The sequence below is a fragment of the Thermoleptolyngbya sichuanensis A183 genome (assembly GCF_013177315.1).
Taxonomy (GTDB): domain Bacteria; phylum Cyanobacteriota; class Cyanobacteriia; order Elainellales; family Elainellaceae; genus Thermoleptolyngbya; species Thermoleptolyngbya sichuanensis.
The window spans coordinates 2,971,708-2,983,452 of record NZ_CP053661.1; the positions used below are offsets into that span (position 1 = coordinate 2,971,708).

Sequence of the window (11,745 nt, forward strand, 5' to 3'; positions counted from 1 at the left end):
CGCCATCTGGGCGATCGCAATGGAACAAGTCCTCTCTTTCTCTAGCATCCCATCCGCCAACCGTCGCGAAGCCTCGGCTCCCGGTCTGCTGAGGGATCAGCAGCATACCCTTGGCAGCCCCTTAGCACAGTCGGGGGTGGGGCTGCACCTGGGCGAACCCACCCAGGTCAGGATTTTGCCTGCTCAACCGGGAGATGGGCGCTACTTTGTGCGGGTAGATCTGCCGGGGCAGCCCGTCATTCCGGCTCACATTGACCAGGTGCGCGAGACGCGGCTTTCGACCGAACTGGCAGTGGAAACCGCTGAGGGGACTGCCAACGCCCGCACAGTGGAACACCTGCTGGCGGCGCTGGTGGGCATGGGCATTGACAACGCTCGCATCGAAATCGACGGGCCCGAAGTGCCCTTGCTAGATGGTTCCGCCCAGGACTGGGCCAGGGCGATCGCCGCCGCCGGGATCATGCCCCAGTCCGCCTCCTGCGCTCTGGTTCCCCTGCCAGAACCCGTCTGGGTGCGCCACGAGGATGCGTTTGTAGCCGCGATCCCCGCCTCAGAACTGCGCTTTAGCTACGGCATCGACTTTGACCTGCCCGCCATTGGCAACCAGTGGGTCAGTTGGTCGCCCAGCGCAGAACCCTTTGAAAGGGCGATCGCTCCCGCCCGCACCTTTGGTCTGGCCCATCAGATCGACCAACTGCGATCGCTCGGCCTGATTCGCGGCGGTAGCCTGGACAATGCTCTGGTGTGCGGCCCCGACGGATGGCTAAACCCACCCCTGAGATTTTCAAATGAACCAGTGCGTCATAAACTTTTAGACTTAGTAGGAGACATCAGTCTGCTCGGCTGGATGCCCCTGGCGCACCTGGTCGCCTACAAAGCGAGCCACCAACTGCATACGGAACTGGCTCGCCGCCTCCGACTGTCCCCGTTTGCGCCCTAGCGCGATTCTCAGCGCCGCTGCTGCCCAATCTTCCCACACCCGGCTTCCGTAGCCCTATTGCCGCTCTTGTCTGACTCTGCTGTCCATCTCCAGCCACCTTTCAAACCCTCGATTCCATTATTCCCCTCTTATTCCCCTCTGTCAGCCCATGACCATTTTGACCGACCTCCATACCACCGTTTCCCCCGTTTCTCCCATTCAGGCTGAGCCAGAAGCCGCTCCTGAAACGCCCTCTGCACCGCCGACTGTGCTTTCGGTGGAGGAAATTCACAAGCTGCTGCCGCATCGGTATCCGTTCTCTCTGGTCGATCGAATCATCGAATTCGTTCCCGAAAAGCGGGCCGTGGGCATCAAAAATGTTACGTTCAATGAACCCCACTTTCAGGGTCATTTTCCGGGTCGCCCTATTATGCCGGGGGTATTGATTGTGGAGGCCATGGCCCAGGTGGGCGGCGTGGTGCTGACGCAGATGGCCGACGTGCAAGACGGTCTGTTTATGTTTGCAGGCATCGACAAAGTGCGGTTTCGCCGTCCGGTTGTGCCCGGTGACCAAATCATCATGGCCGTTGAATTGCTCTGGGTCAAAAAACGCCGCTTTGGCAAGATGTATGGACGCGCAGAGGTAGACGGGCAACTGGCTGCCGAAGGCGAATTGATGTTTTCACTGGTGGACTGATCCTTGACTACCCTGATTCATCCTACGGCTGTTATCCACCCCGACGCTGAACTGCATCCGACGGTTCAGGTTGGGGCCTATGCAGTCATTGGCAATCGGGTGAAGGTGGGGCCAGGGACGGTCGTGGGGGCCCATGTGGTGCTGGATGGCTGGACCGAAATCGGAGCCCGCAACCAGATCTTTCCGGGTGCTGCCATCGGCTTGCCCCCGCAGGACTTGAAATACGACGGTGCGATCACCCAGGTCAAGATCGGCGACGACAACCTGATCCGAGAGTACGTAACCATCAACCGTGCCACCTACACAGGCGAGGCGACGGTGATTGGCAATGGCAACCTGCTGATGGCCTACGTGCATGTCGGGCACAACTGCGTCATCGAAGACCGCGTGGTCATTGCTAACAGCACCGCGCTGGCTGGGCATGTGCATATCGAGGCGCGGGCGACGATTAGCGGCGTGCTGGGCATCCATCAGTTTGTGCGGGTGGGGCGACTGGCGATGGTCGGCGGCATGAGCCGAATCAACCGCGACGTGCCGCCCTATATGCTGGTGGAGGGCAACCCGGCCAGAGTGCGATCGCTCAATCTGGTGGGTCTGCGCCGCTCTGGGCTGATGGATGCCGACCAGGGACGCACCTATCAAGCGCTCAAAAAAGCCTTTCGCACCCTCTATCGCTCTGGGCTGCCGCTGAATCAGGCAATCGAGCAGATCGACCTGCTGCCCGACTGCGAACCCTTGCAGCATCTACGGCAATTTTTGCAACTGTCGCAATTGCCAAGCCGTCGGGGGCTGATTCCGGGGAGTGGTCGCAACCGAGGCGCAGATTGATGGACACGGTTGAGCCAGTCCACCCGCCTGCGGCCCGGTCGGCTCGGATTTTGATCAGCACGGGCGAGGTGTCAGGCGACTTGCAGGGGGCGCTGCTGGTGGAGGCGCTGTGGCGGCAGGCCGAGAAACGCGGACTGGCGCTGGAGATTTTGGCCCTGGGGGGCGATCGCATGGCGGCGGCCGGGGCGACTCTCTTGGGCGACACAACTGCCATTGGTTCCGTCGGCATTGTGGAAGCACTGCCCTTTGTGCTGCCGACGCTGATGCTCCAGCGGCGAGTGCAGCAGCAATTGCAGCAGCATCCGCCCGATCTGGTCGTGATGATCGACTACTTTGGACCAAACTCGCGCATCGGCACCTATATGCGTCGCCACTTTTCCCAAGTGCCGCTGATTTACTACATCGCGCCGCAGGAGTGGGTGTGGTCGCTCAGTCCGGCCAAAACGCAACAGGTGATTAGCCTGAGCGATCGCCTCCTGGCCATTTTTCCTGAAGAAGCCCGCTATTACGAAAAATGGGGCGCAAACGCGACCTACGTTGGGCATCCCTTGGTGGATCGCGTCGCCACCTTCCCCAGCCGCGCCGCAGCCCGTCAGCAGTTGGGCATTGCCGAAGATGAAGTGGCGATCGCCCTCTTGCCCGCCTCTCGCCGCCAGGAAGTCAAACACCTGCTGCCTGTGCTGTGTCAGGCAGCACAGCAAATTCAAGCCGCCCTGCCCCAGGCGCATCTCTGGATTCCTCTCTCGCTGTCGCAGTTTCAGACCTCTGTTGAGCAGGCGATCCGGCGCTACGGGCTGCGGGCAACGATCGTGACCGAGCAGACCCAGACCGTGATCTCCGCTGCCGACCTAGCGCTGACCAAATCTGGCACGGCCAACCTGGAAATTGCGCTGGCAGGTGTGCCCCAGGTGGTCATCTACCGCGTCAGCCGCGTGACCGCATGGATCGCCCGCCGCTTCCTGAAGTTTTCGATTCCCTTCATGTCGCCGCCCAACCTGGTGATGATGGAGCCGATTGTGCCGGAACTATTGCAGGAAGCCGCAACCCCAGAGCATATCGCCCGCGAGGGGCTGGCGCTGCTGCTCGACCCAGATCGCCGCCACCAAATCCAGCAAGACTATGCCCGATTGCGCCAGGTGCTAGGAGATGGCGGCGTGTGCGATCGCGCTGCGGGGGAGGTGCTAGATCTGTTGGAGCAGCGAGAGATGGGACGGGTGATGGCGTAGAAAGGGGCGAGCGGCTGGAATAAGCGGCTGGAATAAACTGATCCCGCTTCCCTGCTATATGATCCTGGGGAAACCGAGTTGGAGGCCGCCATGACCAACCCCCTCACCCTTCCCCCGGATCTGTCTTTTGAACAGGCGATCGCCCTGACGCAAGACCTGATGGCACAGATGGCGGCAGGCACGCTGTCGGATGAAGCAGAGGAGCAGGCGATCGCCGCCCTGGTGTCTAGCGAAAACGGGGCGCGGGGCTTTTTCGTCACCTATCTCACCAGCGACAGCGCCTTGGCAGATGCGCCATCAGAAGCCGTGGTAAAAGCGCTGCAATCTTCCCCCGGAACCGTCGCGGAACTGCTGGTGAAAAACGTGGCCATGTCTTCCGCAATGGCGATCGCCCATCGCCGCAACCAAGCCGAAGACATGGCCCAGGGTTCCGAGCGGGTCAGCCGCCGCACACTCGATCTGATCCGCAGGGTCGGCCTGCCCCAGGTGACTGAAAAAGCGCAGCAACTCCGCAACAGCGCCAAAACCGGCGACGGCCCCTACGCTGAATTTCTGAACCGCTGGCGCTATGACGACGAGCAGCGGGCGGTGATTCAGGCGGCGCTGGCGGGCATTTAGGGGATTTTGGATTCTGGATTTTAGATTTTGGATGTTAGGGGGCGATCGCTCTCATTCCTGCCCCCAAACCTGCCCAAAATCGGCAATCCCAAATCCAAAGCCAAATCCAAAATCCTCATCCACCCAACACGCCCTGCCCCCGCCGAAAAATCTCCCGCGCATGATCCGTCCAGGTGCCCTGGCCCCAATAGCGAAAGCAGCTCGTTTGCAGCAGCAGGTTATAAAGCAGCGCTTGCTGATAGTCGGGCTGGCGCGTGATGCCGGGGTCTTGCTGCACCAGCGGGTCATACTTCTGGTGAAAGGCGGCGCTGAGTTGGTTCATCGGCTCCAGCACGTTTTCATAGCCCGCCACCCAGCTCAGGTCGTTTGTCCAAGAGGCTCCGTCCATGTGGAATTGGGGATCGGTGGCCTGGATTTGGGCGATCGCCTCCTGCACCTTCTCCGGCATTGCGTCCTGCGGATCGACCTGCTGCCAAATCTTGTGCTGCTGCACCGCCTGAATCTCAGGATAGTCCGCCGGGTTCACGCCCGCCGCCTCGATTAGCTCAAGGTATTCCGTGCCATTCAGCCCGACCGTACCGCTGCTATGTCCATCTCGAATTTGATACCAAACGGGATGAAAATCGCGTGGAAACTCATTCATCATCACGCCACCATTTTCCCCATCGGCAATCTGCGTCACGCAGCAGGGTACCGACACGCCGCCAATTTCCTGCCGCCTGCGCCCCTTCGCCTCGTGATAGGGCTGCATCTGCGCCACCAGTTTCGTGTCCGACCCCTGAGTTTTGATTAGCACCGTCATCCGCACCGTCTCGCCGTGAGAATTTCGCGCCACCAGCGTATTGGGAATATACTTCTGGTCTTGCATCAGGCTCGACCCATCTAGCCGCTCCACCGAATGCTCCTGCACCAGCAGCCAGCGATAGCCGCACTCCTTCAGTGCCTTCAGGTATTCATACAGCGTGTCGGGATGGTTGGGCAGGTGCATCTCCGGCGGTGAAAAGCCCTTTACTCGGCGCAGCGCCTCATAGCCAAATAGCGCCGCGAAATACTGCTGCCATGCCTGGATATGCAGCTTCAGGTCGGGAATCGGCGTAGAGGGAACCACCGCATGGCTCCACATCGTCCCCAGCCATTCCACGTAGGGGTGATAGTGCGGGTCGCAGGTGATGCGCCGCAGGTTGCCCAGCACGTCTTCCCGCCCCATCTGCACCAGCCCCCAGAGCAGGTTGCCGGAATAATCCAGCATGATGCGCGGCTGACAGCCGTTGCCTACTAGTTCGGGGATAAACTCGCCCATGCGCCCATAGCACCAGGCAAACACGCCCGCATTGTGGTTATCCCCTTCGCCCGGATGCTCGAACATATACTGCAAATTGCTGATCAGCGCCCCGTCCCAGCCTGCAGGAATAGTGGGCTGGTGCATATGCAGGGCGCAGGCAAATCCGCTGGTGATGTGTTCCAGCCGCAGGGCAGTGTAGGGCAACCAGATGGGGTCGCTGTGATTCACCACGGTGCTGATTTCCGCCTCCCAGCCGCAGATGTTGGGCAAGCCGTAGTGGGTGGTGGGAGGCAGGGCGGGCAGGTTGGCAACGGCGATCGTCATGGCGCAGTTCCTTGGGTGAGACTGCTCCTACGATAGTTCCAGCCGCCGGGGTTTGCGGAGTCTGTCGGCTTGTTTAAAGAATCCAGGTTGCTAAAGCCCCAGGTGCTTACAGGTCTTCTGGGTTGATGCCCATCTCACGCAGTTTGGCGGCCAGGCGATCAGCCCGCTGCCGTTCTTGTTCCGCCCGTTGTCGTTCTTGTTCCGCCCGTTGTCGTTCTTGTTCTGCCCGGTGTCGCTCTTGTTCTGCCCGGTGTCGCTCTTGTTCTGCCCGCTCGTCGCCGTTCAGCAGCAAGTTGCCCTCACAATCCCACCAGCGCAGCCAGGGCAAATCTTGATTCAGGTATTGTCCCTGCCAGATGCCAAGTTCCACGCCGATGGGGTCAATCGGGAAATGCCCGCGCTCGTTGGGCGTGCAGCGCTGATAGTGGTTGCCGACTAGCTCGTAGACCTCCACCGAAGCTTTGTCTACTTCATAAATGGCGTAGAAGGGGACGCGAATCGCCTGTTCATAGACCCAGAATTTTCCCGCTTTGGACTCTGGGCTAGCCAGGGGCGAGGTGGTGTCGCGCTCCTCGGAACCGTCCCCGGAGACGAACTCAATCACAATTAGCGGCGCAATGATTTCTTGCCACAGGACGTAGGAGCGTCGCCGCTGACCGTCGAGCAGGGGCGGCACGTTGGGCACATAGAACCAGTCGGGGGCTTCGGCTCCGCGCTCCGGAGGGTCGGTCAGCCGCCAATAGATACCGCAGTCTTGCCCGATGGCGTATTGCCCGTCAGGATGCAGTGCGTCTAGAACGGGACGGATGGAATCGGTGAGCAGCAAGCTTTGGGGATGCTCCTGAAAATTCTTCACGAACGTGCCGTCGGTTTCGGGCAGTTGGGTGTGGTCGGGAAGCGATAGGGCGGGCTGGGAAGGGGCGATCGCCATAGCGTGGCTCCAGAACACTAACAAGGTACAGACTGAAGGTGCAACTGAAGGTGCAGACTTGAGGAAAGCCGATGCTTCGTTTCAAACGTATTAATGTTCTACCGGTTAACGTTCTAAGTAGATAGACCAGATTAAAAAAACAGATCCTGAACCCTGCGCCGCCCGCGCAGCGGGCGGCGCAAGGTCTTTGGGTTTTATATTCATTAATGTCCACCTACTTACCGGTTAACGTTCTAACGAATGTTCCAAGTGTATCGGTTTAACAGAGTTTGATGGTAGTTTCACCTGCTCACCAAAGCCAGAATAAAAGGGCCAACGATCGCCCGCTGGCAGATCATTGGCCCGTCGGCAATCCTGTCAAACAGGAGTGCGTCTTGAGCGTCTCCTGCGGCTGTGGGAAGTCCTTTGCCTAAATGCAGTTACTTGGACTAAGTGCAGTTACCTGGACTAAGTACAGTTCTACGTCAAGGGTTTGCTGAGTTTTCTGGAACCCTGTCTTGCCAGCGATCTAGAAATTGCATGAGCAGATGGCTTGCTGACTTGAGAATCGGGATTCGACGTGGCAGGGTACTCCAACTGACTTCTCCACGAAATAGACAATTCCGATAGCGACACGTGAGCAGCAGCAAGGCAACCAGAATGCGAGACGCGCTTTGGGTTCCTTGATTCTCCAGCACGCTTTTCACAAGCAAGGCTTCTTCGTAGCTGTGAAAATAGATTTCTCGAAATCGCCAGTTTGCAGCCCCATCGCTGTTGAGATATTGCGTTCGATAGGTTGCCAGGCAATCGTGGTAATCCACAGACCGCCGCTCCTCTTGTAGCTGGTATTGCTGCACGACTTCTTCGAGTTTGCTGAGGGAAATCGTTTTTTCGCAAACTAAAGTCTCGAACAAGTCTAGGACGAAGTGGAAATAGACAACTCTGCTAATGTCCTCTCGCGAGATGGGCGATCGAGCAGAGAAAAACTGATACACCCACGCTGTTGTGCTATGACCAGCAATCCACCTCGAAGCATCGGCAGAATTGCTGTCAGAAGCGTCAGCCATGGAGTGAGATGAGGATTCTAGGTTGCGATCGGAAAGCTGCATCATACGTTCAGACTCCTTGTTTTGTTTTTTGGGTAAGGTTAGCGATCTCACAGGACTTGTGCGCTAGCAATGAGTTTTCAGGATTTTGGACAGTTTTTTGTAGGCTGCCCCTACGAAAAATTGCCTCCCTGCATAAATCCTGAAGTTCTTTGTTTGGTGAGTTCCCTGACTGAAGTACAGATGCACAAGTACAGATGCACAAGTACAGATGCACGCGATTAGAAGGGTTGCTGCTTTAGTGGGCTGCTACCGTGCGAAGATGGAATATTAGGCCGACGGTAACAGTTTGTAAAGGAGAGGTTATGGCTGAAATCCAGTTTTCTAGGGGGATCACAGAAGAGGTCGTTCCCGATGTGCGGATGACCCGTTCTAAGGACGGCACTAACGGGACAGCTACTTTCTACTTTGAGAACCCCAAAGCCCTGAGTGTGGAGAGCACCGAAGATATTACAGGGATGTACCTGCTCGACGAGGAAGGTGAGTTAGTCACCCGTGAGGTCAAGGCAAAGTTTATCAATGGTCAGCCAGCAGCACTTGAGGCGGTCTACGTGATTAAGAGCGTAGACGAGTGGAACCGATTTATGCGGTTCATGGAGCGTTACGCTGAAGAGCATGGACTCGGATTCACTAAGTCCTAGGCTTTACAGAACTTTGGGGACTCTTAGAGCTAATTTATGAAGCAAATCTTAAGAAGCCTGAAACTCTTGGCATGTGTGGCTTTGAGGTCATGTTTGCCCAGGAAAAGCGGTTTCTCGGAAATCCTTGATTAACAAGGCTTTCAGGCTCCTTTACAAATTAGCTCTTAAAGCGTCTATGAATTATGCAGCGCTTCCCCACCCAGATACAGAACAGCCGTCAGTTGGCTGTGCCGTAATTACGGTGAGCGATACGCGCACGCCGGAAACTGACCGCAGCGGCCAACTGACGAGCGATCGCCTCCAGTCCAGCGGACACCGCGTCTTGGCTTACGAAATCTTGCCGGATGAACCCGACCAAATCCGCGCCAGAGTTTTGGAACTGTGCGATCGCCCGGATATTTCCGCTATCCTCCTCAACGGCGGCACGGGCATTGCTCCCCGCGATACGACCTATGATGCGATTGAAAGCCTACTGGACAAGACGCTCCCTGGCTTTGGCGAAGTCTTTCGCTGGCTGAGTTATCAAGAAATCGGGTCGCGGGCGATCGCCTCTCGCGCCACCGCCGGACTGCGCGGCACCACGCTGATTTTTTCTCTCCCTGGCTCTAGCAATGCGGTTCGCCTTGCAATGGACGCGCTAATCTTGCCGGAGTTGGTGCATTTGACCCAACAGGCGCAGGGAACTAGAAATCTCTCTGGCTAAGGTAATCCTACTCCGGGCATCTTAAGGTAGTCGGCAAGACTTGCGCGTGCGATCGCCCTCTGGGTCTTGCCAGGACAGCGCGAAGTGGCTGATGGCGTTGATCTGAGGCGCAGACTGGCGGATGGACTGCATCTGGGTTTCGAGCGGTGGGCGGTTGCTGACCGAGCGTCCCCAAGTGCCCGCCAGCACGGGCATCACTCGCGTCCCTGCGGGTGCGCCCGCCAGCACGCGCTGCACCTGCCGCACAATGCAGTCAGCCCGGCCGCAGGTGGCATAGGACATGGGATGCCATTCCAAATTGCTTGGGAAGCGCTCCCAAAACTGCAAGCGCGAGTCGTAGCCCCCTGCGCCCACGGTCTGGTTGCCCTCTGGGAAGAACACCACGCCCGCAGGAATGCCGACCTGCTGGGCAGGTGTAGTGCCTGCGGTCAGAAAATCGAGTACGCCCTGAAAGGCGTGAGCTACGCTGAGTTGCCAGAGTTCTGTTTGCAGGGAGGGACGGGCCTGGTCGGGCGTGAGGGAGGCATAGAGCGGGTCGGGCGATCGCCCCTGCCAGAGCGGTTGTCCATCCAGCGGGTAGGCGGTGGCAATGTCCTGGATATCCTGCGCTGTGACGTAGCCCCGCTGCAAAAAGCGACGAATCAGGTCTTGCCCGCTGGGATTTAGCGCCCGCTGCAACAACGCCTGCTGCGAAGCAGGGCTGTAGACCCACAAATCTTGCACCCGCCCTGCAACGGACGCATTGCCGTTGCCCTTGGGATAGCGAATGTAGTCAAACAACATGCCGTCTGGTCGACGGCGGGCGATCGCCTGCGCCAGGTTATAGAACTCCAGCTTGGCCTGGGGATTGTAGGGGTCGATGAACACCTCTTCCGACACCACCTCGCCAAGACTGTTAATCCCCGTTGCGCCATTAAAGGTCATGCTGTTTTGCCCGCGTCCGTTGCGGGCCAGAATTTGCTCTGCACCGGGGCGCTGGGCATAGGTATGGCCAAAATTCATGCTAAACATCCAGGCGTAGACCTGTAGCCCCCGCTCGCGCCCCTTGGCGATCGCCTCTGCCAGCAAATCTCGATTTTCAAACCCCGGCGTGCGAACCACCGACGGCCAGGGCGTATTATTTTCCGCACGCGGCAATAGCACCTGCCCGCCGCCAAAGACTTCTACATAAACCTGGTTATAGCCCCGGTTCACAATCTGATCCATGAGGTACTCAATGGCCCCCGGCCGCGCATCGCACGGATAGAGCCGCAGCCACACCGCCTGATTTTTCAGCCAGCTTTCGCGCCGACAGCGCCGCAGGCGATCGCCATGCTGCTCGATCAGGTTGCGATAGCGATTGCCCGCATTGCGATCGCCCTGCAACGCCCCCACCAAGAACGTCTGCTTTTGAGTAATGTCTTCGGCAGAAAAATTACAGTAGGGCTGGATTTGCGCCTCTGCCACGCGGCTGCCCGCCAGCCCCCACTGGCTCCCAGTCAGCAGCACCGCCACCAGAAGCTTCGCCACGCCTCGCCACCGAAGCCCAGCCAAGATCTGTAGCAAACCCGTCTGCCGCAAACCTGTTTGTCGCAATCTCACCTGTTGCAACCCTGTCTGTTGCAAACCTGTCTCTCGCAAAACCGTCATGAGCAAACCTAATCTCTGCATCATCAGCGGAGTCACATCCAGACCTGAACCAGCCTGGGGACTCCGCCTTGTTGTCCTATGTTTTGATCAGTAGAAGCTTTGCCAAACAGCACGCGCCTCAAAACAGCGCTGCTGTCTGCACCCAAATCAGAAATCCGACCTAGGATTACCATCCCCAGGAGCCGGGCCCTCCTTTGAACGGGCCGACAATATCCTGCGTAATCCAGCCGCCGTAGAAATCACCCGGCTGAGCCTGCACCTGCTCACCATCGACATAGCAAGCGTCCATTCTACTCGGATAAAACGCAACGTGATCCTTGATTTCGGCATAGGCGCTAACCGGGTTGGCATAAAACCAGGCCGCGTTTTCCGCCGTGCGATCGCCCACGGTGACGGTATAGTAGCCCGCCTGCCCCTTCCATTCGCAAAAGCTAGAGCGCGGAGTCGGCGTTAGATAGTCCATACGAATATCCTCCGGCGGGATATAGTACACAGGCGGATGGCTCGTTTCCAAGATCCGCTTCGCCCGCTGCGTGTCGGCGATCGCCACCCCATTAAACACCACCTGCACCCGCTTTGACGTTGCCTCTAGCCGAGGTGGACGGGGATAATCCCATACCGACTCCTGTCCTGGCCCTGGCACAATGCGATCGCGCATATCGCTCTGCCCCTTGCAATGGTTACTCAAACTGGTTGCCCCTTAGTTTAGTGCAGGGTTGAAGGGAAGAACGAAGAACGAAGAAGGAAGAGAGAAGAAGGAAGAGGTTTTATTTTTCGTTTTTCATTTTTCGTTCTTCATTTTTCATTTTTCCCTCCCTCTCCCGCACGACCCCAATCCGGCAACCCTCCCTTATGATCTAAG

12 protein-coding genes are annotated in these 11,745 nt (G+C 58.0%); 7 read left to right on the forward strand and 5 right to left on the reverse strand.

All coding sequences use genetic code 11. The features are described 5' to 3' along the window. Positions 1–19: 19 nt before the first annotated feature. The 5 genes from lpxC (at position 20) to HPC62_RS12460 (ending at position 4,288) form a co-directional block, all read left to right on the forward strand. Positions 20–940 (forward strand): UDP-3-O-acyl-N-acetylglucosamine deacetylase, encoded by a 921-nt coding sequence (gene lpxC, locus HPC62_RS12440; protein WP_172356101.1) that lies wholly within the window; start codon positions 20–22, stop codon positions 938–940. Positions 941–1,088: 148 nt separating this feature from the next. Beyond that, positions 1,089–1,616, forward strand: a complete 528-nt coding sequence (gene fabZ, locus HPC62_RS12445; RefSeq protein ID WP_172356103.1) for a 3-hydroxyacyl-ACP dehydratase FabZ — start codon at positions 1,089–1,091, stop codon at positions 1,614–1,616. A gap of 3 nt (positions 1,617–1,619) precedes the next feature. Next, entirely contained in the window at positions 1,620–2,444 is an 825-nt protein-coding gene (gene lpxA / locus HPC62_RS12450) for an acyl-ACP--UDP-N-acetylglucosamine O-acyltransferase (protein ID WP_172356105.1), read from the forward strand. Beyond that, a complete protein-coding gene (gene lpxB, locus HPC62_RS12455; protein WP_172356107.1) occupies positions 2,444–3,670 on the forward strand; it encodes a lipid-A-disaccharide synthase in 1,227 nt (408 codons plus the stop codon). The genes lpxA and lpxB overlap by 1 nt, the downstream gene beginning before the upstream one ends. A 90-nt stretch (positions 3,671–3,760) precedes the next feature. After that, positions 3,761–4,288 (forward strand): hypothetical protein, encoded by a 528-nt coding sequence (locus tag HPC62_RS12460; protein ID WP_172356110.1) that lies wholly within the window; start codon positions 3,761–3,763, stop codon positions 4,286–4,288. Between the two features lie 115 nt (positions 4,289–4,403). Here the strand turns inward: HPC62_RS12460 and HPC62_RS12465 are convergent, their stop codons facing one another. From HPC62_RS12465 to HPC62_RS12475, 3 genes are all read right to left on the reverse strand, one after another. Then, complete coding sequence (locus HPC62_RS12465) at positions 4,404–5,894, reverse strand: polysaccharide deacetylase family protein (protein WP_172356112.1); 1,491 nt, start codon at positions 5,892–5,894, stop codon at positions 4,404–4,406. A 106-nt stretch (positions 5,895–6,000) separates the two neighbouring features. Then, entirely contained in the window at positions 6,001–6,825 is an 825-nt protein-coding gene (locus HPC62_RS12470) for a Uma2 family endonuclease (RefSeq protein WP_172356114.1), read from the reverse strand. A gap of 464 nt (positions 6,826–7,289) precedes the next feature. Further along, a complete protein-coding gene (locus HPC62_RS12475; protein WP_172356116.1) occupies positions 7,290–7,871 on the reverse strand; it encodes a hypothetical protein in 582 nt (193 codons plus the stop codon). A 344-nt stretch (positions 7,872–8,215) separates the two neighbouring features. Between HPC62_RS12475 and psb28 the strand changes: the two genes are divergently transcribed. Then, positions 8,216–8,551, forward strand: coding sequence for a photosystem II reaction center protein Psb28 (psb28, locus tag HPC62_RS12480; protein ID WP_172356118.1), 336 nt, complete (start codon positions 8,216–8,218; stop codon positions 8,549–8,551). A 175-nt stretch (positions 8,552–8,726) separates the two neighbouring features. Beyond that, on the forward strand, positions 8,727–9,254 hold the full coding sequence (locus HPC62_RS12485; protein WP_172356119.1) for a MogA/MoaB family molybdenum cofactor biosynthesis protein: 528 nt from the start codon (positions 8,727–8,729) through the stop codon (positions 9,252–9,254). 21 nt (positions 9,255–9,275) lie between these two features. Here HPC62_RS12485 and HPC62_RS12490 read toward each other — a convergent pair whose 3' ends face one another. Both HPC62_RS12490 and HPC62_RS12495 read right to left on the reverse strand, forming a co-directional pair. After that, entirely contained in the window at positions 9,276–10,763 is a 1,488-nt protein-coding gene (locus HPC62_RS12490; RefSeq protein ID WP_216655247.1) for a family 10 glycosylhydrolase, read from the reverse strand. Between the two features lie 286 nt (positions 10,764–11,049). Next, entirely contained in the window at positions 11,050–11,541 is a 492-nt protein-coding gene (locus HPC62_RS12495; protein WP_172358929.1) for a DUF427 domain-containing protein, read from the reverse strand. Between the last annotated feature and the right edge of the window lie 204 nt (positions 11,542–11,745).

Coding starts and splice junctions, on each gene's coding strand:
- lpxC (WP_172356101.1), top strand. CDS start 20: ATGGAACAAGTCCTCTCTTTCTCTAGCATCCCATCCGCCAACCGTCGC.
- fabZ (WP_172356103.1), top strand. CDS start 1,089: ATGACCATTTTGACCGACCTCCATACCACCGTTTCCCCCGTTTCTCCC.
- lpxB (WP_172356107.1), top strand. CDS start 2,444: ATGGACACGGTTGAGCCAGTCCACCCGCCTGCGGCCCGGTCGGCTCGG.
- HPC62_RS12460 (WP_172356110.1), top strand. CDS start 3,761: ATGACCAACCCCCTCACCCTTCCCCCGGATCTGTCTTTTGAACAGGCG.
- HPC62_RS12465 (WP_172356112.1), bottom strand. CDS start 5,894: ATGACGATCGCCGTTGCCAACCTGCCCGCCCTGCCTCCCACCACCCAC.
- HPC62_RS12470 (WP_172356114.1), bottom strand. CDS start 6,825: ATGGCGATCGCCCCTTCCCAGCCCGCCCTATCGCTTCCCGACCACACC.
- HPC62_RS12475 (WP_172356116.1), bottom strand. CDS start 7,871: ATGGCTGACGCTTCTGACAGCAATTCTGCCGATGCTTCGAGGTGGATT.
- psb28 (WP_172356118.1), top strand. CDS start 8,216: ATGGCTGAAATCCAGTTTTCTAGGGGGATCACAGAAGAGGTCGTTCCC.
- HPC62_RS12485 (WP_172356119.1), top strand. CDS start 8,727: ATGAATTATGCAGCGCTTCCCCACCCAGATACAGAACAGCCGTCAGTT.
- HPC62_RS12495 (WP_172358929.1), bottom strand. CDS start 11,541: ATGCGCGATCGCATTGTGCCAGGGCCAGGACAGGAGTCGGTATGGGAT.